This window comes from Actinomadura syzygii (assembly GCF_008085905.1).
Classification (GTDB): domain Bacteria; phylum Actinomycetota; class Actinomycetes; order Streptosporangiales; family Streptosporangiaceae; genus Spirillospora; species Spirillospora syzygii.
Window position 1 is genome coordinate 146,269 of record NZ_VSFF01000001.1, and the last position, 21,514, is coordinate 167,782.

Sequence of the window (21,514 nt, forward strand, 5' to 3'; positions counted from 1 at the left end):
CCTCTCAGTACTTCAGCAGGTTCACGTCGTCCACCGACGAGGACCTGCGGGTCCGGAAGACGGTCATGATGATCGCCAGGCCGACCACGACCTCCGCCGCGGCCACCACCATCACGAAGAACGCGATGATCTGGCCGTCCAGGTTGCCGTGCATGCGGGAGAACGACACGAACGCAAGGTTCGTCGCGTTCAGCATGAGCTCGACGCACATGAACACCACGATCGCGTTGCGGCGCACGAGGACGCCGAACGCTCCGATGGTGAACAGGACCGCCGAGAGCGCCAGGTAGTGCCCGGGGCTCATTCGCCCGCCTCCCCTTCACGTCCGGAGGCCGGCGACCCGGACTTCACGGAGCGGGACTCGGCGTCCGCGTCCGCGGCCTCCTCGGTCGCGGCCTTCACGGCGCGGACGTCCCGCTCGACCGCCTCTTCCTCGGTGCCGCCGAACAGGTCGACGTGCCGCTCCGCGGTGTCGGTCCGGGCCGCGATGACCGGGTTGACCGACAGTTCGGACGGCGTCCCGTCGGGCAGCAGCGCCGGCATGTCGACGGCGTTGTGCCGGGCGTAGGTGCCGGGGCCCGGCAGCGGGCCCGGGTGGTCGCCGGACAGGAACCGCGCCTTCGACATGTCCTTCTGCGTCGCCTTCGGCTCGGTGCGCTCCCGGTGCGCCAGCACCATCGCGCCGAGCGCCGCCGTGATCAGCAGCGCGCTCGTCGCCTCGAACGCGAACACGTACTTGGAGAACAGCAGCCGGGCCAGGCCGACGACGTTGCCCTCCGCGTTGGCCTGGTCGAGGCCCTTCGAGCTGCCGAGCGCGGCGTTCCCGAGCCCGACCGTCAGCAGGACGACGAACCCGAGTGCGGCGATCACCGCCCAGAACCGCTGGCCGCGGATCGTCTCGACCAGCGAGTCCGTCGAGCTGACGCCGACGAGCATCAGCACGAACAGGAACAGCATCAGCACGGCGCCGGTGTAGACGATCACCTGGACGAACGCCAGGAACGGCGCGTTCTGGATCGCGTACAGCGCGGCGAGCGAGAGCATCACGGTCGCGAGCAGCAGCGCCGAGTGCACCGCCTTGCGCACCAGGATCATGCCGAGCGCGGCGCAGACGGAGACGGCGGCGAGCAGCCAGAAGAAGAACGGCTCGCCCGCCTGCTTGTCCGCGACCTCCGCGGCGAGGAGGTGCGTCATTTCCCGTCACCGCCCTCTTCGGGCTGGAGGCCGAGGCGGTAGTACTCCTCCTCGGTGTCGCCGAGCCGCATCTCGTGCGGCGGCGCCTCCATGCCCTCCCGCAGCGGCGCGAGCAGCATCTCCTTGGTGTAGATGAGGCTCTCGCGGCTGTCGTCGGCGAGCTCGTACTCGTTCGTCATCGTGAGCGCCCGCGTCGGGCACGCCTCGATGCACAGCCCGCAGAGGATGCACCGCAGATAGTTGATCTGGTAGGTGCGGCCGTACCGCTCGCCGGGCGAGTACCGCTCGTCCGCCGTGTTGTCGGCGCCCTCGACGAAGATCGCGTCGGCCGGACAGGCCCAGGCGCACAGCTCGCACCCGACGCACTTCTCCAGGCCGTCCGGCCACCGGTTGAGCTGGTGCCGCCCGTGGAAGCGCGGGGCGGTCGGCTTCTTCACCTCGGGGTACTGAACGGTCTCGCTCTTCATGAACATCTGGTGGAACGAGACCCCGAACCCCTTTACCGGGTTCAGGAAATCAGTGAGTCCCACTGGTGACCTCCTCAGGAGGGGTTTCGATCGTGGACGCCCCGCCCGGCTCGCGGGCCCGCCCGTGGTAGTGCGGCGCGTCCAGGGGCGGCACCGGGAACCCGCCGGCGGCCGCGGCCGGGCCGCCGTGCCCGGCCGCGCCGGGGACGATCTCCTTGTCGTCCTCGCCGCCGCGCATCAGCTCCCAGACCACCGTGGCGACCAGCACGACCGCGGCGGCCACCGCGGTGCCGATGACGATCGTCCGCATGTCGTGGCCGTCGTTCTTCAGCGCCCGGATCGTCGCCACGAGCAGGATCCAGCCGAGGGAGAAGGGCATCAGCACCTTCCACCCGAGCTTCATCAGCTGGTCGTAGCGGACGCGGGGCAGCGTGCCGCGCAGCCAGATGAAGAAGAAGATGAACAGGAACACCTTCGCCAGGAACCACAGGATCGGCCACCAGCCGGAGTTCGCGCCCGCCCACACGGTGGAGATCGGGAAGGGGGCGCGCCAGCCGCCGAGGAACAGCGTCGTCGCGAGCGCCGACAGCGTCGTCAGGTTGATGTACTCGGCGAGGAAGAACATCGCGAACTTCAGCGACGAGTACTCGGTGTGGAAGCCGCCGACCAGTTCGCCCTCGCCCTCGGGCAGGTCGAACGGGATGCGGTTCGACTCGCCCATCATCGTGATCACGTACACGACGAAGGACGGCGCGAGCAGGATCACGAACCAGGTCTTGTCCTGCGCCGCGACGATCTCCGAGGTGGACATCGAGCCCGCGAACATGAACACCGCCACGAACGACAGGCCCATCGCGATCTCGTAGGAGATCATCTGCGCGGACGAGCGGAGCCCGCCGAGCAGCGAGTACGGCGACATCGACGACCAGCCCGCGAGCACGATCCCGTAGATGCCCATGGACGACATCGCGAGGACGAGCAGCACCGCCACCGGAAGGTCGGTGAGCTGGAGCGCCGTCGTGTGCCCGAAGATCGACACCTCGGGCCCGAACGGGATGATCGCGAACGAGATGAACGCGGGCACCGCCGACATGACCGGCGCGAGGACGAACACGACCTTGTCGACGTGCCGGGGGACGATGTCCTCCTTGAGCGCCAGCTTCACGCCGTCGGCGAGGCCCTGCAGCAGGCCCTGCGGCCCGGCGCGGTTCGGGCCGACGCGCAGCTGCATCCGGCCGATGACGCGCCGCTCGATCCACATCGTCAGCAGCACGGTCACGACCAGGAACGCGAAGACGACGACGACCTTGCCGCCGATCAGCCACCACGGGTCCTCGCCGAAGCCCGCGAGCTGCCCGCCCTCGGCGGGAGCCGCCTGGGCCGTCGCGTAGGGCGCGAGCGCGCTCATTCCGTGCCTCCAGCGTTCTCGGTGGCGGTCGCGAGCGTCCCGGCCGCGACCTTCACGACGCTTCCGGCCGCCGCGCCGAGGTCCCGGTGGACGGCGAGGCCCGCCGAGTTCGCCGGCAGCCACACCACCCGGTCGGGCAGGTCGCCGGTGACGAGCAGCGGGAGCGTGACCGCGCCGCGCGGGCCGGTCACCGTCACCGCGTCGGTCGCGCCGAGCTCCGCGGCCGTCGCGGGCGACAGCCGGGCGAGCGCGCCCTTCGCGGTGCCCGCGAGGAACGGCTCGCCGTCCTGCATGCGGCCCTTGTCGAGCAGCAGCCGCCACGTGGACAGCAGGGCCTCGCCCCGCTCGACGCGCGGCGGGAGCTGTTGCGGGACGTCCGGCGCGGCCGGCCGCTCGCCCCGGTACCCGCCGAGCCGGGTCAGCTCGCCGCGGGCGGCGTCCGGGCCGGGCAGGCCGAGGTGGACGTCCAGTTCGTCGGCGAGCGCGTCCAGCACCCGCAGGTCGGACATCTTCCCGGCGGACTTCAGCACGATGTCGAACTGGCGGCCGCGGCCCTCCCAGTCGACGAACGTCCCGGACTTCTCCGCGACCGCCGCGACCGGGAACACGACGTCGGCGCGGTCGGTGACCGCGCTCGGCCGCTGCTCCAGGCTCACCACGAACGGGGTGGCGTCCAGGGCGCGGAGCATCGCGTCCGGGTCGGCGAGGTCGTAGGGGTCGACGCCGCCGACGAGCAGCGCGCCGCGCCGTCCGGCCGCGGCCGCGGCGATGATGCCGTCCGCGTCCTCGCCCGGGGCGGCGGGCAGTTCGGCGACGCCCCAGGCGCGGGCCACCTCGGCCCGTGCCTCCGGGTCGGTCACCGGACGGCCGATCGGCAGCAGGCCGGGCAGCGCCCCGGCCTCCACCGCGCCGCGTTCCCCGGCCCGGCGCGGCACCCACGCGAGCTTCGCGCCGGTCACCCGGGCCAGCCGGAGCGCCGAGGTCAGCGCGCCGGGGCTGGTCGCGAGCCGCTCCCCGACGAGGATCACCGCGCCTGGGGCCTCCAGCAGGGTGCGCACGTCGGAGTGCTCCGCGTCCCCGATGATCGAGGCGAGGGTGTCGGCCTCCGCGCCGGGCGCGGTCGGCAGCAGCGTGCCGCCGACCTTCGCCAGTCCGCGCGTCGCGAACGGCGCCGCCGCGAGGACCTTCAGCCGGTTCTTGCGGAACGCCTTGCGGAGCCGCAGGAAGACGATCGGCGACTCCTCCTCCGGCTCGAACCCGGCGAGGAGGACGGCGGGCGCCTTCTCCAGGTCGCTGTAGGAGACCTCGATGGAGCGTCCGGCGACGGACGCGGCGAGGAACCGCGTCTCCTCGTCCGACAGCGGGCGGGCCCGGAAGTCGATGTCGTTCGTGCCGAGCGCGATCCGCGCGAACTTGGCGTAGGCGTAGGCGTCCTCAAGCGTGATGCGCCCGCCGGTCAGCACGCCCGCCGACCCGCGCGCCCGCGCGAGGCCCTCGGCCGCGATGGTCAGCGCCTCCGGCCAGGACGCGGGCTCCAGCACGCCGTCCTCGTTCCGGACGAGCGGGTGCGTCAACCGGTCCGGCTGGGAAGCGTAGGTGAACGCCCAGCGGCCCTTGTCGCAGTTCCACTCCTCGTTGACCTGCGGGTCGTCGCCGGCCAGCCGCCGCGTCACCTTGCCGCGCCGGTGGTCGGTCCGGATCGCGCAGCCGGACGCGCAGTGCTCGCACACGCTCGGCGACGACACGAGGTCGAACGGCCGCGACCGGAACCGGTAGGCCGCGCCGGTCAGCGCGCCCACCGGGCAGATCTGCACGGTGTTGCCGGAGAAGTAGGACTGGAACGGCTGCCCGTCCGCCGCGCCGACCTGCTCCTTCGCGCCGCGCTCGAACAGGTCGATGAAGGCGTCGCCCGCGATCTGGTCGGAGAACCGGGTGCAGCGGGCGCACTGGATGCAGCGCTCGCGGTCGAGCAGCACCTGGCTGGACAGCGGGATCGGCTTCGGGAACGTCCGCTTCGCCTCCACGAACCGCGTCTCGCCGCGGCCGTTGGACATCGCCTGGTTCTGCAGCGGGCACTCGCCGCCCTTGTCGCAGATCGGGCAGTCCAGCGGGTGGTTGATGAGCAGGAACTCCATGATGCCGTGCTGGGCCTTGTCGGCCACCGGCGAGGTGAGCTGGGTCTTGACGACCATGCCCGGCATCACGGTGGTGGTGCAGGACGCCTGCGGCTTCGGCATCCCGCGGCCGTTCCCGGCGTCCGGGATCTCGACCAGGCACTGGCGGCAGGCGCCGATCGGGTCGAGCAGCGGATGGTCGCAGAACCGGGGGATCTGGATGCCGAGCAGCTCGGCGGCCCGGATGATCAGCGTGCCCTTAGGCACCTCGATCTCGAAGCCGTCGATGGTGCAGGACACCATCTCCACCGGATCACCCCCGCGTGCGCGGGGAGCACTCTGAGTCGCCGAGCCGCCACTCACAGTAGCACTCATCGGGCACCTCCGTTAGCCCAGAGGGTGGACTTCGCCGGGTCGAACGGGCAGCCGCCGTGCTCGAAGTGCTGGAGGTACTCGTCCCGGAACAGCTTGATGGACGACACGACCGGGCTGGTCGCGCCGTCGCCGAGGGCGCAGAACGCGCGGCCGAGGATGTTCTCGGAGATGTCGAGCAGGGTCTCCAGGTCCTCCTCGGTGCCCTGCCCGGCCTCCAGCCGCTTCAGCATGAGCTTGTACCAGTAGGTGCCCTCGCGGCACGGCGTGCACTTGCCGCACGACTCGTGCGCGTAGAACTCCGACCAGCGCAGCACGGCCCGGACGACGCACGTCGTCTCGTCGAAGATCTGCAGCGCGCGGGTGCCGAGCATGGACCCGGCCGCGCCGACCGACTCGAAGTCGAGCGCGACGTCGAGGTGCTCGTCGGTGAAGATCGGGGTGGACGACCCGCCGGGCGTCCAGAACTTCAGCCGGTGCCCCTCGCGGATCCCGCCCGCCATGTCGAGCAGCTCGCGCAGCGTGATGCCGAGCGGCGCCTCGTACTGGCCGGGCCGCGTCACGTGCCCGGACAGCGAGAAGATCCCGAAGCCCTGCGACTTCTCGGTGCCCATCGAGGCGAACCAGTCGGGGCCGTTCGCGACGATCGAGGGAACCGAGGCGATCGACTCGACGTTGTTGATGACAGTGGGCCCGCCGTACAGGCCCGCGACGGCCGGGAAGGGGGGCTTGAGCCGGGGTTGGCCGCGGAACCCTTCGAGCGAGTCGAGCAGCGCCGTCTCCTCGCCGCAGATGTAGGCGCCGGCGCCGCTGTGCACGACCACGTCCAGGTCGTAGCCGGAGCCGAGGATGTCCTTGCCGAGGTAGCCGGCCTCGTACGCCTCCGCGACGGCCTGGTGCAGCCGGCGGATCACGTGCAGCACCTCGCCGCGCACGTAGATGAACGCGAGGTTCGACTTGATCGCGTACGAGCTGATGATGACGCCCTCGACCAGCACGTGCGGGTTCGCCATCATGAGCGGGATGTCCTTGCACGTGCCCGGCTCGGACTCGTCCGCGTTGACGACGAGGTAGCGCGGGTTCGGGCTGCTCGGCGGGAGGAAGCCCCACTTCATGCCGGTGGGGAAGCCCGCGCCGCCGCGGCCGCGGAGCCCGGAGTCCTTGACCGCCTGGACGATCTCGTCCGGCGCCGTCCCGAGCGCCTTGCGCAGCGCCGCGTACCCGCCGCCGCGCTCGTAGCCCGCGCGGGTGAACGAGTCGGCCTGGTCCCAGTTGCCGGTGAGGACCGGGGTGAGCGTGGTCACTTGTTCCGTCCCTCCTGGCTGCCGGGCTTGGCTTCGCCCGGGATGGGCTTGCCCGGCTCGTGCGGCGGCTCGGCGATGTGCTCCGGCTTGACCGGCTCGTCGGGACGCTCGCGGTCGACGTCGGTGCGGGGCGCCGTCCAGCCGCGCTCCTGCGCGAGCTTGAGGCCGCGCAGCGACTCCGGCCCGGCCTGGACGCCCTCGTTCGCGCGCCCGTCCGGGAATCCGGCGAGCACCCGCGACGCCTCCTTCCACGTGGCCAGGTTCTCGGGGCCGCGCGTCGGCAGCACCTTCCGGCCCGCGCGCAGGTCGTCGACGAGCTGCTTGGCCTTCTCGGGAGTCATGTTGTCGAAGAACTCCCAGTTGACCATCATCACCGGGGCGAAGTCGCAGGCCGCGTTGCACTCGATCCGCTCAAGGCTGACCTTGCCGTCGGCGGTGGCCTCGTCGTGACCGACGCCCGCGTGCTCGGACAGCTCGTTCCAGATCTGGTCGCCGCCCATGATCGCGCACAGCGTGTTGATGCAGACGCCGACGTGGTACTCGCCGACCGGCGCGTGCTTGTACTGCGTGTAGAACGTCGCGACGCCCGTCACCTGCGCCGGCGTGATGCCGAGCTGCTCGGCGCAGAACTCGATGCCGTCCTGCGAGACGTGCCCCTCGGCGGACTGGACGAGGTGCAGCAGCGGGAGCAGCGCCGACCGCGGCCGCGGATAGCGGCCGATGATCTCCTTGGCGTCCCGCTCCAGGCGCTCGCGCACCTCCGGTTCGAAACTCAACGGTCCACTCCCCCCATGACCGGGTCGATGCTGGCCACGGCCGCGATGACGTCGGCGATCATGCCGCCCTCCGACATCACGGGCGCGGCCTGCAGGTTGACGAAGGACGGCTCGCGGAAGTGCACCCGGTAGGGGCGCGTCCCGCCGTCGCTCACGACGTGCGCGCCGAGTTCGCCGCGCGGCGACTCGATCGGCGCGTACGCCTGGCCCGCCGGCACCCGGAAGCCCTCGGTCACCAGCTTGAAGTGGTGGATCAGCGCCTCCATGGAGGTGCCCATGATGTGCGCGATGTGCCGGGGCGAGTTGCCCATGCCGTCCGCGCCGATCGCGAGCTGCGCCGGCCAGCCGATCTTCTTGTCCTCGATCATCACCGGGCCCTTGGCCGTCTGGAGCCGGTCCAGGCACTGCTCGACGATCTTGAGCGACTCCTCCATCTCGTCCATCCGGACGAGGTAGCGGCCGTACACGTCGTTGGTGTCCTGCGTCGCGACCTCGAAGTCGTAGGTCTCGTAGCCGCAGTACGGCTGCGACTTGCGCAGGTCCCACGGGAGGCCGGTGGCGCGCAGCACGGGCCCGGTCACGCCGAGCGCCATGCAGCCGGTGAGGTCGAGGTAGGCGATGTCCTTCGTGCGCGCCTTGAAGACGGGGTTCTCGTCGTTCAGCTTGCGCAGCGCCTGGATCCGCTTCGGCATCCGGTCGAGGTAGTCGCGGATCTTGCTGGTGGCGCCGGACGGCAGGTCCTGCGCGACCCCGCCCGGACGGACGTAGGCCATGTTCATCCGCAGGCCGGTGATCTCCTCGAACAGGTCGAGCGTGTACTCGCGCTCGATGAACCCGTTCAGCATCACCGTCGTCGCGCCGATCTCCAGGCCGAACGTGGCGATCGCGACCAGGTGCGAGGAGATCCGGTTCAGCTCCATCATCATCACGCGGATGATCTCGGCGCGCTCCGGGATCCGGTCGGTGATGCCGAGCAGCTTCTCGACGCTCAGGCAGTACGCCGTCTCGTTGAAGATCGGGGCGAGGTAGTCCATCCGGGTGCAGAACGTGGTGCCCTGCGTCCAGGTGCGGAACTCCATGTTCTTCTCGATGCCGGTGTGCAGGTAGCCGATGCCCACCCGGCACTCGTTCACCGTCTCGCCGTCGAGGGTGAGGATGAGGCGGAGCACGCCGTGCGTGGACGGGTGCTGCGGCCCCATGTTGACGACGAGCCGCTCGTCGCCGAGGTCCTCGGCGCCCGCGACGACCTGGTCCCAGTCCTGCCCGCCGATGTCGAAGACCTTGCCCTCGGCCGCCTCTTCCGCGGCGTAGGCGTCGTACTCGGTGTACTTCGTACTGCTCATGTGTACGACCTCCGCTCGTCGGGCGGCGGGATCTCCGCTCCGCGGTACTCGACGGGGATGCCGCCGAGAGGGTAGTCCTTGCGCTGCGGATGGCCGACCCAGTCGTCCGGCATCTCGATGCGCGTGAGCGCGGGATGCCCGTCGTAGACGATCCCGAAGAAGTCGTAGGTCTCCCGCTCGTGCCAGTCGCTCGTCGGGTAGACGGGCACCAGCGACGGCATGTGCGGGTCGGCGTCCGGGCAGGTCGCCTCAAGGCGGACCCGGCGGTTGTGCGTGATCGACAGCAGGTGGACGACGGAGTGCAGCTCGGCGCCCTCGTCCTGCGGGTAGTGCACGCCGGACACGCCGGAGCACAGCTCGAAGCGCAGGGACGGCTCGTCCCGCATCGTCTTCGCGACCTCGCGCAGGTGCTCGCGCTTGACGAAGAACGTCAGCTCGCCGCGGTCGACGACGACGCGGTCTATCGCGTCCCCGAAGTCGGGGTAGGCGCGTTCGAGTTCGTCCGCGACCGCGTCGAACTCGCCGGGCTCGGCCGCGCCGCCGGGGCCGCCGTACGGGCGGGCCGCCGACACCTTCGGGCTCTGCCGGACGACGAGCCCGCCGTAGCCGGACGTGTCGCCGGTCGTCCGCGCGCCGAACATGCCCTTGCGGACGACCGGCTGCTCGCGCCGCTCCTCCTCGGTGTGCGCGGGCAGCTTGTCGGCGCCCTGCTCGGCCTGCTGCTCAGGGTGCTGCGAACTCAACTCACGCCCCCTGTCCGAGCAGCGGAAGCTGGCGGCGCTTGGCCACTTCCAGCTCCTCGATCTGCTTCGCGCGCTGCGGGCCCAGCTTGGTGTTCTGGATCTTGTCGTGCAGCTTCAGGATCGCGTCCAGCAGCATCTCGGGCCGCGGCGGGCAGCCGGGGAGGTAGATGTCCACCGGGACGATGTGGTCGACGCCCTGCACGATCGCGTAGTTGTTGAACATCCCGCCGGACGACGCGCACACGCCCATCGCGATGACCCACTTCGGCTCGGTCATCTGGTCGTAGATCTGCCGCAGCACCGGCGCCATCTTCTGGCTCACCCGGCCCGCGACGATCATCAGGTCGGCCTGCCGCGGCGTCGCCGAGGCGCGCTCCATCCCCCACCGGGAGAAGTCGTGCCGGGGGTCGCCCGTCGCCATCATCTCGATCGCGCAGCACGCCAGGCCGAACGTCGCCGGCCACACCGAGCTCTTGCGCGCCCATCCCGCGACCTGCTCGACCGTGGTCAGCAGGAACCCGCTGGGAAGTTTCTCCTCTAGACCCATCTCAGTCCCACTCCAGACCGCCGCGCCGCCAGATGTAGGCGTACGCGACGAGCACGGTGACGATGAAAAGAACCATCTCGACAAGGCCGAAGAGCCCCATCCGGTCGAACGCGACCGCCCAGGGGTAAAGGAAGATGATCTCAATGTCGAAGACGATGAAGAGCATCGCCGTCAGGTAGTACTTGATCGGGAAGCGGCCGCCGCCCACCGGCTGCGGGGTCGGCTCGATGCCGCACTCGTAGGCGTCCAACCGCGCGCGGTTCCACCGCTTCGGCCCGGTGAGCGACGCCATCGCCACCGAGAATCCGGCGAAGCCGAAGGCGAGCACCCCGAGCGCGATGACCGGAATATAGAGATCCATCTCTCTACAGCCTCTCCTCGCGACGTACGGCGTTGTCCGGGACGTTCTCGTGCGGGGGGGCGGCCCCCCGCGCCCCCCGGAAGGACTCGGGTCCTCCGCGAGCCGCCGCCACCCTAGCCAAGGTGATCAAAATGCGCTCCCCTCAGGGGGTCGGGTAATGCACTGTAGTCCGCTCACCTGCGGAATCACGCTCGCCATGCGCTCGTTCATGCCGCCGGAGCCACCTTCTGCATCGCGTTGATGACCCGGTCCATCGCGTCGCCGCCCTTGGGGTCGGTGAGGTTCGCGAGCAGCTTGAGCGTGAATCGCATCAGCGTGGGGTGGGGCAGCCCGTGCGCGGTGAGGAACTTCATGACGCGCGGGTCGCCGATCGCCTGGACGAACACCCGGGCCAGCGTGAAGTAGCCGCCGTGCTCGTCCTTCAGGATGCGCGGGTACTCGTAGAGCGTCCGCTCCCGCTGGGCGGGGGTGCGGCGGCCGAGGGCCTGCACCATGATGTCGGCGGCGAGCCGCCCGGACTCCAGCGCGTAGTCGATGCCCTCCCCGTTGAACGGGTTGATCATGCCGCCCGCGTCGCCGACGAGCAGCATGCCGCGGGTGTAGTGCGGCTGCCGGTTGAAGCCCATCGGCAGCGCCGCGCCGCGGATCTTGGAGGTGGCGTGGTCCTCGTCGAAGCGCCAGTCGGCGGGCATCTGCGCGCACCAGCGCTTGAGCATGCCCCGGTAGTCGACGTTCTGGAACGCCTTGCTCGTGTTGAGCAGGCCGAGGCCGACGTTGGACGTCCCGTCGCCGACGCCGAACACCCAGCCGTAGCCGGGCAGGAGGCGCTGGCCGTCCCAGAGTTCGAGCCACGCCTCCATGAAGTCGTCGTCGTGCCGCGGGGACTCGAAGTAGCGGCGGACGGCGACGCCCATCGGACGGTCCTCGCGCCGCCGCAGCCCCATGGCGAGCGACAGCCGGGACGAGTTGCCGTCGGCCGCCACGACCAGCGGCGCGCGGAACTCCAGTTCCTCGCCCTCGTGCTCGGCGGTGACGCCGACGATACGGTCGGTGCGCTCGTCCAGGATGGGGCCGGTGACCGTGCAGCCCTGGAGCAGCCGCGCGCCCGCCTTGGCCGCGTGCTCGGCGAGGAGCTGGTCGAAGTCGGTGCGCTTGCGGACGAGCCCGAAGTCGGGGAACGAGGCGAGCTCCGGCCACGGCAGCTCGACCTTGACGCCGCCGCCGTAGATGCGGAGGCCGCGGTTGCGCCCCCAGCCGGGGTCGTTGACGTCGACGCCCATGCCGATGAGGGCCCGGACGGCCCGCGGGGTGAGGCCGTCGCCGCAGATCTTGTCGCGCGGGAACGTGGCCTTCTCCAGCAGGAACACGTCAAGGCCGGCCTGCGCCAGCCAGTAGGCGGTCGACGATCCGGCGGGGCCTGCCCCGACGACGATCACGTCCGCGTGTCGGGTGGAGTCGGTCACGGTGGTCCTCTTTGCGCTCGTTCGCTTGTGAAGTACTTCACAAGGATCCGGTGGGGAGTCTATTCCTTTATCACGACTGGTGCGTACTTCTGGGCGGGTCCACGAATGGATCGGTCCTGGAAACCGCCCCCTCGGCTAGCTCGGGTTGACCGCGTGGTGCAGCGCGGCCACCCCGAAGGTGAGGTCGCGCCATCGGACCCGCTCCCACCCCGCGTCCTGGACGAGCCGCGCCAGCGCCGCCTGGTCGGGCCACGCCAGCGTCGAGTCGGCGAGGTAGTGGTAGGAGTCGGGGTTGGAACTGACCCGCGCCAGCAGCGGCAGCCCGTACCGCAGGTGCGCCCTGTGCCCGAACGCGAGCAGCGGGTTCGGCGGGTGGCTCACCTCGCAGATCAGCAGGCGCCCGCCCGGCTTCGCGACGCGCCGCAGCTCGCGGAGCGCGCGGCCGGTGTCGGCGACGTTGCGCAGCCCGAACGAGATCGTCACCGCGTCGAACGAGCCGTCCGCGAACGGGAGGTGGAGCGCGTCGCCCGCGACGAAGCTCAACCGCTTCACGCCCGCCTGGCGGCGCGTGCCGACGCGGAGCATGCCGAGCGAGAAGTCGCAGGCGACGGTCTCGGCCCCGGCGTCCGCGAACGGGACCGAGGACGTGCCCGTCCCGGCCGCGAGGTCGAGGACGCGCTCGCCCGGCCGCGCCGCCAGCGACCGCACGACCTCGCGCCGCCAGCGCCGGTCGCGGCCGCCGGTCATCAGCGTGTTGAGCAGGTCGTAGCGCTCGGCGGTGCCGTCGAACATCGCCGCGACGTCGGCGGGCTTCTTCTCCAGGGAGGCGCGGCTCATGCCACCAGCCTAGAAGCCCCGGACGACCGCTCGACGCACGGGCTCACCCGGGGTCACTCGCGGGTCAGCGAGGGCTCATCGGCGGGTCAGCGCCGGTCGGCGCCGGGACGGACGCCGTCCTCCTTGGCGACCGCCTTCTCGACCCGCTCCCGCCCGCCGCGGACGCCCCGGGCGACGACGGCCGACATCCGGTCGCGCTGCGCGGACAGCAGGACGTAGCTGACGACGCCGCTGATCAGCAGCGCAAGCAGCAGGAGCAGGAACCCGCGGGCCCCGAACAGCGCCAGCACGCCCGCGGTCGCGATGAAGATCACGAGCCGCGCGGCGGTGTAGAGGAGTACGGAACGCATGACGCCTCGAGCCTATCCCCGGGTTTCCGCCGCCTCCGTCCGGGGTCCGCGCAGGACGTCCTGGAAGAGGTCCGGGTCGACGTTGCCGCCCGACAGGACCGAGACGTGCACGCGGCCGTCGGGGAGCTCGTCGCGGTGGTAGAGGTACGCGGCGGTCGCGACGGCGCCGCCCGGCTCGGCGATCAGCCGGGCCTCGCGGGCGAGGCGGCGCATCGCCCCGCGGATCTCGTGCTCGGCGACGGTGACGACGCCGTCCACGTGGGCGCGCATGTGCGCGAACGGCAGGTCGCCGACCTGCTGGACGCGGAGCGCGTCCGCGATGGTGCGGCCGGTGTCCTCGGCCGTCCACGCGACCGGGCGTCCCGCCGCCATCGAGTCGCGGGCGTCGGCGGCGAACTCGGGCTCGACGCCGATCACGTGCGCCTGCGGGCGCAGCGCCTTCACCGCGGCGGCGATCCCGGCGATCAGCCCGCCGCCGCTGATCGGGACGAGCACCACGTCCACGTCCGGGCGGTCCTGGACGATCTCCAGCCCCGCCGTCCCCTGCCCGGCGATGATCCGCGCGTCGTCGTAGGGCGGGATCATCGTGAAACCGTGCGCCTCGGCCAGCTTCGCGGCGGTCTCCGACCTCGCCCGCGACGTCGGCTCCACGTACACGACCTCCGCGCCGAGCGCGATGCAGGCGTCCACCTTCACGCCGGGCGTGGTGTGCGGCATGACGAGCACGGCCCGGATCCCGATCGCGCGGGCCGCGTAGGCGACGGCCTGGGCGTGGTTGCCGCTGGAGTGGGTCACGACGCCGCGCTCGCGCTCGGCCGCGGGCAGCGACGAGATCGCCGAGTAGGCGCCGCGCAGTTTGAACGCGCCGATCGGCTGGAGCGACTCGGGCTTCACCAGCAGGACCGGCTCCCCGGCCGCGGCCGGGGCCGGGTCGCGGGGGAAGGGGACGAGGGGCGTCCGGACGGCGACGCCGGCGATCCGCTCGGCGGCCCGCTCGATCTCCGGGAGCGTGACAAGATCGGACATGGCTCGGAGACTACTTCGCGCGGGCCGCTCCACGCCGTCCGGCAAACGCTCCACGCCGTCCGGGAACCGTCCCGCGCCCTCTGGGGAAGACGTTCCGGAAGGCGTCCCCGGAAAGCGGGCGGTGCGGCGGACGGGACGGCCGGCGGGGGCGCGCACGCCGGTTCTGAGCGTGACCTGGCAGGTCAAACGGGGTCAGCGGGGTCGCTGTGGCCGATGACGCGGGCACCGAGTGTCATCGGCGCTGCTCGGCGAACTACGGTCCGTGATCTTTTCCGAAAACAAGGGAGAAATCGGTCTTGACCCGCCACACTGTTAAACAGTCCACCCGCGCCGAGAGCGGGACAAAGGGGGAGAGAAAACGTGGAGAGCACGAGCGAGCGCCTGCTGACCCCAGGAGAGGTCGCCGCCCTCTTCCGGGTCGACCCGAAGACGGTCACCCGGTGGGCCGCCGCGGGCCGGATCAGCAGCATCCGCACTCCTGGGGGGCACCGCCGCTTCCGGGAGTCCGAGGTGCACGCGCTGCTGCGCGGCGAGGAGCCCGTCGCCGAGCATTCGGCCCGCTGACCCGGCACCGGCCGATCTGATCCTGGCCGCCGCCAGGCCGGAACGGCCGACCGCACCCCGCTTGTCGGCCCTGCCGCCCGGACCGCCCCATCGCGGCCGGTCCCCACGCCCGGGCGGCCAGGGTCTCCTCCACCCCGCACCTCCCGTTTCGCCCGGCTTGCGATTGCAACGCTCCAACGGCCGCCCGCTCCCCCTAGGGCCGCTCGTCGGAGTCGCTCGCCTTCCACTCCTCGAACTGGCGGAGCAGGTCGGCGTCCCCCTCCCGCCATTGGCGGCGCCGGTCCGCGAACTCCTCCTCGGTGAGCGAGTCGCGGAGCAGGCGGTCGTAGTCGGGGTCGTCCGGGCCGATCTCGACGTAGGCGTCGGCGATGATCCGCTCCTCGCGCCGCGTCGTCCCGGGCTCGGCCGCCGCGCCGCCGGGCACGCCGCCGGACGGGCCGGCCTCGTCCGCGTCGGACAGGACGCTGTGCGGCACCCGCAGCGTGCCGTCGGGGAGTCGGATCACGTACATCGTCGACCATCCTCGCGGTTCGGCGTTGCGCGGCCTGACATCACGGTGTCCAAGGGTCCTAGATTCCGTACCTGCGGTTGAAGAAGAGCATGACCTCTAGGGCCATCCGAATGTTGCCGTGGAGCATATCGACGAGCGCGGGCCGCTGCCGGGAGGAGATCGCGGCGAACGCGTCCGCGAAGAACTCGCGGCGGCCGAGCGCGTTCGGCTGGCGGTGGAAGTCGCTCGCGAGATGCGGCAGGCACTCCTCGTAGAGCCGGGTGAAGGCGGGGCTGTCGGACGTCCACTCGCCGTCGTCGCCGTCGATGTCGTCGAGCGCGTGCCCGACCTCGTGGAGCATCACGTCCGGGGTCGGGGACGGCCGGTCGCCGACCACGATCTTGCGGTCGCCGTACGCGCCCGCGCAGATGTCCCAGGTGGCGCGGCCGGAGGGCAGCGGACGGTCGCGCAGGTGGCCCATGTCGTCGAGCTGCGGGACGCCGCCCGGCCCCACGTAGATGCCGTCCAGCCCGGCGGCGAGCTTCTCCTTCAGCCGGTCCGGCAGCGACGCCAGGCTGTCGACGGCGCCGATCACCTCGGGCGGCGGCGGGCCCTGCCGGTCGTCCCACTGCCGGTACAGCACGCTCTCCAGGACGCCGCAGTTGCGCCGCCCGTCCGCGGCGTGCGGCATGCCCGGCGGGTACGGCTCGACGCGCAGCCGGTCGTCGTCCAGCTCGAAGTCGCTCCACGCGTAGTCGCCGGACCGGGGGCGGACCTGGCGGCGGCCGAACCGGCCGGTGGGGCCGGGCGCGGCGTCCAACTGCCCGGCGGCCGGGCCGTCCGCGCCGGTGGCGAACTCGTCGTCGCGTCCGGCCTTGCGGAACCGTCCGAACCTGTCGCGCGGCTGGTTGCTGCGCGGCCGCACCTGCCCCGAGTCGGGCGGGGACGGCGAGTACGCCGCGTCGTCGCGGATCTCCTGGCGGGCCTGCTCGCGGACCTCGGCCCCGCGGAACCGCCCGCCGCGCGACGACTCCCGGCCCCACAGCTCCCGGGGCTTTCGATGGACGCCTTTGAAGCGCATCAGGCTCCTCTGTTACGGGACCCGCGGGGAGCGGGCGGCGCTCGCCGCCCGACCGGATCCCACCCGAGGAAGGGTAAGCCGGGAGCCGACATTCCGTCATCCCCAGGAGTCACGGATTCCCCGGACGGGACGGACCGTTACACCCGGATCAGGCGCCCGGCGGGAGCGGGCTCCGGGTCAGGCGTAGGAGTGGAGCCCCGAGAACATGTAGTTCACGCCGAAGAAGTTGAACAGCAGCGCGGCGAACGCGATCAGCGACAGGATCGCGGCCTTGCGGCCCCGCCACCCGGCGGTCGCGCGGGCGTGCAGGTAGGCGGCGTAGATGATCCAGGTGACGAAGGACCAGACCTCCTTCGGGTCCCAGCCCCAGTAGCGGCCCCACGCCTGGTCGGCCCAGATCGCGCCCATGATGATCGCGGCCGTCCAGATCGGGAACGCGAACATCGTGACCCGCATCGACAGCCGGTCGAGCGTCTCGGCGGACGGGACGCGGGCGAGGAACCCGGCCGCGGCGGCCCCGCGCGCCTCGCCGCGGATCTTCAGCAGGTAGAGGATCGTGGCGGCGCCCGCCACGGAGAACGACCCGGTCGCGATGATCGCGGCGGTCACGTGGATGGCGATCCAGTACGAGTTCAGCGCCGGGCTGACCGGGCCGACCGAGTCGTACAGCCAGATGTTCGCGACGCCGAGCGCGACGACGGCGGCGGCCATCATCGGCGCGCCGAGGAACCGCGCCCGGTAGCGGAACATCACCACGAGGAAGGCGGTGACCGCGGCGAACGAGATCGCGGTGAGGAACTCGTACATGTTGCCCCACGGCCACCGGTGCGCGGCGGCGGCGCGGGTCACGAGGACGCCGAGGTGCGTGGCCCAGCCGAGCACGCTCAGCAGCACGGCGAGCCGGATGGCGTCGACCTGCCGACGCTCACCGCCGCCGCCGTCGTCGTCCTTCTCGGCCGCGGGCGCGGCGTCGACGGTGGCGGCGCCCGCCGAGCCGACGAGCACCTTCGCCTCCGCCTTCGCCTCGGCCTTTGCCTCGACCTTCGCCTCGGCGGTCTTCTCGGCCTTCGCCTCGGCGGACGAGGCGGCGCCCCGGCGCCCGAAGCCGAGGTCCACGGCGTAGGCGACCAGGGCGACGACGTACATCAGCACCGTGGTCAGCATGAGCTTGTCGCTCAGGTTCGCGAGGTCGGCGTTGCTCACCGGCTCACTCCTTCGGTTCGGTCGCCGGGCCGGGGTCCCGGTCGGCGTCGGGCTCGCTCGCACCGGACGCGGCGCCCGGCTCCGTCTCGTCGGGCGCGTCGGTTTCGACGCCCTGTTCCGTTTCACCGGACTCGCTGGTCTCGCCGGTCTCGCCGGTCCCGCTGGTCTCGCCGGGCTCGTCGGAGTGGGGGGACGGACCGCGGAGGGCGGTCACGATGTCGTCGAACTCCGAGGTCGGGCTGCCCAGCGTGAGTCCGCCGACCTCGACCACCGTACGCCCGCCCTTCCCGGCGCTCGCACGGACCCACACCCTGCGCCGACGGACCATGAACGACGTCGCCACGCCGAGCACCGCGAGGATGGCGGCGATCAGCGCGGGGATGCGTCCGGGGTCGTGGTTCACCGACAGCGTCGCGTACTCGCGCAGCCCGTCGAACGTCACGGACCCGGCCCCGCCGGGCAGCGTGAACGTCTCCCCCGGCTCCAGCAGCTTCTGCCCGCCCTTGACCGGCTGGAGCGTCTTGCCGATGCCCTCCAGCCGGTAGACCGACTGCGGCGTCCCCGAGTCGAGGCCGATGTCGCCCTTGAAGGCCGTGATCGTGACGACCGGGCGGAGCGGCGCGGGGAACGCCGAGACGATCTGCTTCTGGTCCTCGCTGGCCATGGCGGTGGGCCACAGGATGGCGTAGAAGGCGAGCTGGTCGGGCTCGGCGTCCGGGGCCTTGATGACGCCCTCGGACGTCAGGTTCCGCGGCTCCATCGCGAGGAACGGGACGGAGTCCTGGAAGGCGACGTCGCCCTTGGCGTCCTTGACGGTGAACACCGGCGCGTACCCGTGCCCGAGCAGGTACACCTTCGCCCCGCCCACCTTCAGCGGGTGGTTGATCTGGAGGTCGTACGCCTGGTCCCTGCCGTCCGGCGACTTCCGGTAATGGATCTTGGCGTTGAACTCGGTGGCCTGGCCGCGCTTCTCGCCGTTCGGCTCGTACTCGGCCTTGAAGTCGTCCAGCGTGACGGTGAACGGGGCCAGCTCGCCGTCGCTGAACGCGCGTCCCGGGGTGAACTGGTCGTACTGGCTCAGCGAGTTGGCGAACGTCTTGCCCTCGGTCAGCAGCACGTTGCCCCGGTAGCCGAACAGGTTGCCGAGGCCGAGCGCGAACAGCAGCGCGAGCAGCGCCAGGTGGAAGAGCAGGTTGCCGGTCTCGCCCAGGTAGCCCTTCTCGGCGGCCGCGGCGCCGCCGGACACGTCCACCCGGAACCGGCGTCCGCGCAGCGCCTTGCGGGCGTCGGCGAGGACGTCCTCCGGGGCCGCGTCCGTCTCGAACGTCGCGGACTGCGGCAGCCGCCCGAGGTTGCGCGGCGCGGCGGGCGGCCGGGCCCGCATCGACCGGTAGTGCTTCCCCGCGCGCGGGATGACGCACCCGGCGAGCGAGACGAACAGCAGGATGTAGATCGCCGCGAACCAGGGGGCGGCGAACACGTCGAACATGGAGGACTTGTCGAGCCACGGCCCGAGCGTCCTGTGCTCGTCCAGGTAGCGGACGACCTTCTCCGGCGCCTGGCCGCGCTGCGGCAGGACCGATCCGGGCACCGCGCCGAGCGCCACCAGGAACAGCAGGATCAGCGCGGTCCGCATCGTGGTGAGCTGCCGCCAGCCCCAGCGCAGCCAGCCGAGCGGGCCGAGGCCGAGCGGCCGTCCGCCCGCCTCGCCCGGCGCGCGGCGCGCGGCCGGGGCCTCGGTGCCCGCCTCCGGGGCGTCGGTGTCGGCGGGGCCGCTCTCGCGGCCGGTCTCGTGCCTGGTCTCTGTCATCTCAAATCACCGGTTCGAAGCCGCTGATCCACGACCTCAGCTCGATGGTCAGGTCTCCCCACAGGCCGCTGACCAGCAGCACCCCGATGAGGACGAGCATGCCCCCGCCGGTCCGCATGACCAGCGGGTAGTGGCGCTTCACCGCGCCGAACGCGCCGAGCGCCCAGCGGTAGGCGAGCGCGGCGGCGACGAACGGCAGGCCGAGGCCGAGGCAGTACGCCAGCGACAGCAGCGCGCCCCGCTCGGCGCTCGCCTCGGTGACGGCGAGGCTCTGCACGGCGCCGAGCGTCGGGCCGATGCAGGGCGTCCAGCCGAGCCCGAACAGGACGCCGAGCAGCGGCGCGCCCGCGAGCCCGGCGGCCGGGAGGCGGCCGGACTTGAACGTCCGCTGGAGCCCCGGGATGAGGCCCATGAACGCCAGCCCGAACACGATGGTGACGGCGCCGAGGACGCGGGTGATCGTGTCCTGGTATTCGAGCAGCCAGCGGCCGAGCCCGCCGAAGATCACGCCGTAGCTGACGAACACGACGCTGAACCCGGCGACGAACAGCAGGACCCCGGCGAGGACGCGGCCGCGCCGCTGCTCGGCGAGTTCGGCGCCGGTCATGCCCGTGACGTAGGACAGGTAGCCGGGGACGAGCGGCAGCACGCACGGCGACGCGAACGAGACGAGCCCGGCGAGCGCCGCCAGCGGCGCCGCCGCGACCAGCGACCCGCTGACGACCGTCTCGCTGACCGTGCTCACGTCGGACTGGCGCTCACTGCTCGGCCGCTCATTTCTCGGCCACGGCCTTGGCGACCAGCGGGTTCAGCTTGGAGTACGTCGTCGAGCCGATGATCCGGGCGGCGACCCGGCCCTGCCGGTCGAGGACGAGCGTGCTCGGGATCGCGTTCGGCGGCACCGCCCGGAAAGCCAGCGTGACCTGCCCGTCCGCGTCGAACAGGCTCGGGTAGGTGACCTTGAGCTTCCGCTCGAACGCCTGCGCGTTGGCCTTGGAGTCCTTGAAGTTGACGCCGAGGAACTCGACGCCCTTCGCCTTGTTCTCGGTGTACACCTGCTCGAGGGACGGCGCCTCGCCGCGGCACGGCGCGCACCAGGACGCCCAGAAGTTCACGACGACGACCTTGCCCTTGAGGTCGGCGAGCTTGACCGGCTTGCCGTCGAGGGCGTCGCCGCCGACGTCCTGGACGCCCTTGCGGCCCGCCGCCTTGTACTCCGTCACGTTCCCGTCGCCGGACACGAAGCGGGTGTCGCTGCCCTGCCCGTCGCCTGAGGCGCTCGTCCCGGCGCACCCGGCCAGCAGCCCGCAGAGCGCGGCGGCGGCCGCGGCGGCGCGCGCCGGGGAGACTCGGGGGCTCAACGGACCCTCCTCGGTCGGGGTGTTACTACAGGGCGTAGTAGATAAACTTAGCGGTGGGGTCAGGCGCCCGCGACACCGGGGGCCTTCGCGATGCCCGCCGCGGGCTCGCAGTAGGCGACCTCGACCAGCCTGCTGCCGGTGAACGTCAGGCTCGTCAGGCTGGCCAGCCCGCATTCGCGCCGCTTCGGGTGGTGCCAGAGGCGGCGGTGCTCGGCGTGCAGCCGCAGGATCCAGATCGGCAGCTGGTGGCTGACGCACACGGCCTCGTGGCCGCGCGCCGCCTCCCGCGCCCTGATCACGGCGGCCCGCATCCGGGCGGCGAGCTCCTTGTACGGCTCGCCCCAGGACGGCCGGAACGGGTTGACCAGGTACCGCCAGTGCTCCGGACGCCGCAGCGACCCCGAGCCCGCGCCGAACGTGTGGCCCTCGAAGTGGTTGTCGGCCTCGATGAGCCGGTCGTCCACGGTCACGGGCAGGTCGAAGGCGTCGGCGAGCGGCGCGGCCGTCTCCAGCGCCCGCTGCATCGGGGAGGCGAACACGGCGGTGACGTCCCGGTCGGCGAACCACTTGGCGGCGGCCTTCGCCATGAGGACGCCGTCCTCGCTGAGGCGGTAGCCGGGCAGCCGCCCGTACAGGATGCCCTCGGGATTGTGCACCTCACCGTGCCGCAGCAGGTGGACCGTCGTTGTCTCAGTCATCG

23 protein-coding genes are annotated in these 21,514 nt (G+C 71.7%); 1 reads left to right on the forward strand and 22 read right to left on the reverse strand.

All coding sequences use genetic code 11. From position 1 onward, the window contains the following. Positions 1-4 precede the first annotated feature (4 nt). From nuoK to FXF65_RS00905, 15 genes are all read right to left on the reverse strand, one after another. Positions 5-304 carry an NADH-quinone oxidoreductase subunit NuoK gene (gene nuoK / locus FXF65_RS00835; RefSeq protein ID WP_148347582.1) on the reverse strand — a complete coding sequence of 100 codons (300 nt, stop codon included), beginning with the start codon at positions 302-304 and terminating at the stop codon, positions 5-7. Then, the gene (locus FXF65_RS00840; protein WP_148347583.1) at positions 301-1,194 is read right to left on the reverse strand and encodes an NADH-quinone oxidoreductase subunit J; all 894 of its coding nucleotides are present in this window, start codon (positions 1,192-1,194) and stop codon (positions 301-303) included. Before FXF65_RS00840 ends, nuoK begins: the two co-directional genes overlap by 4 nt. Then, positions 1,191-1,724, reverse strand: a complete 534-nt coding sequence (gene nuoI / locus FXF65_RS00845) for an NADH-quinone oxidoreductase subunit NuoI (protein ID WP_148347584.1) — start codon at positions 1,722-1,724, stop codon at positions 1,191-1,193. The genes FXF65_RS00840 and nuoI overlap by 4 nt, the downstream gene beginning before the upstream one ends. Next, positions 1,711-3,069 (reverse strand): NADH-quinone oxidoreductase subunit NuoH, encoded by a 1,359-nt coding sequence (gene nuoH, locus FXF65_RS00850; protein ID WP_148347585.1) that lies wholly within the window; start codon positions 3,067-3,069, stop codon positions 1,711-1,713. The genes nuoI and nuoH overlap by 14 nt, the downstream gene beginning before the upstream one ends. Further along, positions 3,066-5,558 carry an NADH-quinone oxidoreductase subunit G gene (locus FXF65_RS00855; RefSeq protein ID WP_148347586.1) on the reverse strand — a complete coding sequence of 831 codons (2,493 nt, stop codon included), beginning with the start codon at positions 5,556-5,558 and terminating at the stop codon, positions 3,066-3,068. The genes nuoH and FXF65_RS00855 overlap by 4 nt, the downstream gene beginning before the upstream one ends. Continuing rightward, positions 5,555-6,859, reverse strand: a complete 1,305-nt coding sequence (nuoF, locus tag FXF65_RS00860; protein ID WP_148347587.1) for an NADH-quinone oxidoreductase subunit NuoF — start codon at positions 6,857-6,859, stop codon at positions 5,555-5,557. Before nuoF ends, FXF65_RS00855 begins: the two co-directional genes overlap by 4 nt. Beyond that, a complete protein-coding gene (gene nuoE / locus FXF65_RS00865; protein ID WP_148347588.1) occupies positions 6,856-7,635 on the reverse strand; it encodes an NADH-quinone oxidoreductase subunit NuoE in 780 nt (259 codons plus the stop codon). Before nuoE ends, nuoF begins: the two co-directional genes overlap by 4 nt. Continuing rightward, the gene (locus FXF65_RS00870) at positions 7,632-8,978 is read right to left on the reverse strand and encodes an NADH-quinone oxidoreductase subunit D (protein WP_148347589.1); all 1,347 of its coding nucleotides are present in this window, start codon (positions 8,976-8,978) and stop codon (positions 7,632-7,634) included. The genes nuoE and FXF65_RS00870 overlap by 4 nt, the downstream gene beginning before the upstream one ends. Next, positions 8,975-9,721, reverse strand: a complete 747-nt coding sequence (locus FXF65_RS00875; RefSeq protein ID WP_148347590.1) for an NADH-quinone oxidoreductase subunit C — start codon at positions 9,719-9,721, stop codon at positions 8,975-8,977. Before FXF65_RS00875 ends, FXF65_RS00870 begins: the two co-directional genes overlap by 4 nt. A 1-nt stretch (position 9,722) precedes the next feature. Further along, complete coding sequence (locus FXF65_RS00880) at positions 9,723-10,268, reverse strand: NuoB/complex I 20 kDa subunit family protein (RefSeq protein WP_148347591.1); 546 nt, start codon at positions 10,266-10,268, stop codon at positions 9,723-9,725. 1 nt (position 10,269) lies between these two features. Continuing rightward, positions 10,270-10,629, reverse strand: coding sequence for an NADH-quinone oxidoreductase subunit A (locus tag FXF65_RS00885; RefSeq protein ID WP_148347592.1), 360 nt, complete (start codon positions 10,627-10,629; stop codon positions 10,270-10,272). 206 nt (positions 10,630-10,835) lie between these two features. After that, positions 10,836-12,092 carry a geranylgeranyl reductase family protein gene (locus tag FXF65_RS00890; RefSeq protein ID WP_148347593.1) on the reverse strand — a complete coding sequence of 419 codons (1,257 nt, stop codon included), beginning with the start codon at positions 12,090-12,092 and terminating at the stop codon, positions 10,836-10,838. Between the two features lie 135 nt (positions 12,093-12,227). Next, positions 12,228-12,929, reverse strand: coding sequence for a demethylmenaquinone methyltransferase (locus FXF65_RS00895; protein WP_148347594.1), 702 nt, complete (start codon positions 12,927-12,929; stop codon positions 12,228-12,230). An 86-nt stretch (positions 12,930-13,015) separates the two neighbouring features. Next, the gene (locus tag FXF65_RS00900) at positions 13,016-13,279 is read right to left on the reverse strand and encodes a DUF4229 domain-containing protein (RefSeq protein WP_148347595.1); all 264 of its coding nucleotides are present in this window, start codon (positions 13,277-13,279) and stop codon (positions 13,016-13,018) included. A gap of 12 nt (positions 13,280-13,291) precedes the next feature. Then, complete coding sequence (locus FXF65_RS00905) at positions 13,292-14,305, reverse strand: threonine ammonia-lyase (RefSeq protein ID WP_148347596.1); 1,014 nt, start codon at positions 14,303-14,305, stop codon at positions 13,292-13,294. A 360-nt stretch (positions 14,306-14,665) separates the two neighbouring features. Here FXF65_RS00905 and FXF65_RS00910 point away from each other — a divergent pair, with 360 nt between their 5' ends. After that, positions 14,666-14,869, forward strand: a complete 204-nt coding sequence (locus tag FXF65_RS00910; RefSeq protein ID WP_021593176.1) for a BldC family transcriptional regulator — start codon at positions 14,666-14,668, stop codon at positions 14,867-14,869. Positions 14,870-15,062: 193 nt separating this feature from the next. Here FXF65_RS00910 and FXF65_RS00915 read toward each other — a convergent pair whose 3' ends face one another. The 7 genes from FXF65_RS00915 to FXF65_RS00945 form a co-directional block, all read right to left on the reverse strand. Then, complete coding sequence (locus FXF65_RS00915; protein ID WP_148347597.1) at positions 15,063-15,380, reverse strand: hypothetical protein; 318 nt, start codon at positions 15,378-15,380, stop codon at positions 15,063-15,065. A 58-nt stretch (positions 15,381-15,438) separates the two neighbouring features. Further along, entirely contained in the window at positions 15,439-16,440 is a 1,002-nt protein-coding gene (locus FXF65_RS00920) for a hypothetical protein (RefSeq protein WP_148347598.1), read from the reverse strand. Positions 16,441-16,617: 177 nt separating this feature from the next. Continuing rightward, on the reverse strand, positions 16,618-17,643 hold the full coding sequence (gene ccsB, locus FXF65_RS00925; RefSeq protein ID WP_187412007.1) for a c-type cytochrome biogenesis protein CcsB: 1,026 nt from the start codon (positions 17,641-17,643) through the stop codon (positions 16,618-16,620). Positions 17,644-17,647: 4 nt separating this feature from the next. Beyond that, positions 17,648-19,453 (reverse strand): cytochrome c biogenesis protein ResB, encoded by a 1,806-nt coding sequence (gene resB, locus FXF65_RS00930; protein WP_148347599.1) that lies wholly within the window; start codon positions 19,451-19,453, stop codon positions 17,648-17,650. Between the two features lies 1 nt (position 19,454). Then, positions 19,455-20,198, reverse strand: a complete 744-nt coding sequence (locus FXF65_RS00935; protein WP_148347600.1) for a cytochrome c biogenesis CcdA family protein — start codon at positions 20,196-20,198, stop codon at positions 19,455-19,457. A 28-nt stretch (positions 20,199-20,226) separates the two neighbouring features. Continuing rightward, complete coding sequence (locus tag FXF65_RS00940) at positions 20,227-20,814, reverse strand: TlpA family protein disulfide reductase (protein WP_246198286.1); 588 nt, start codon at positions 20,812-20,814, stop codon at positions 20,227-20,229. Between the two features lie 59 nt (positions 20,815-20,873). Then, entirely contained in the window at positions 20,874-21,512 is a 639-nt protein-coding gene (locus FXF65_RS00945) for a histidine phosphatase family protein (RefSeq protein WP_148347602.1), read from the reverse strand. Positions 21,513-21,514 lie beyond the last annotated feature (2 nt).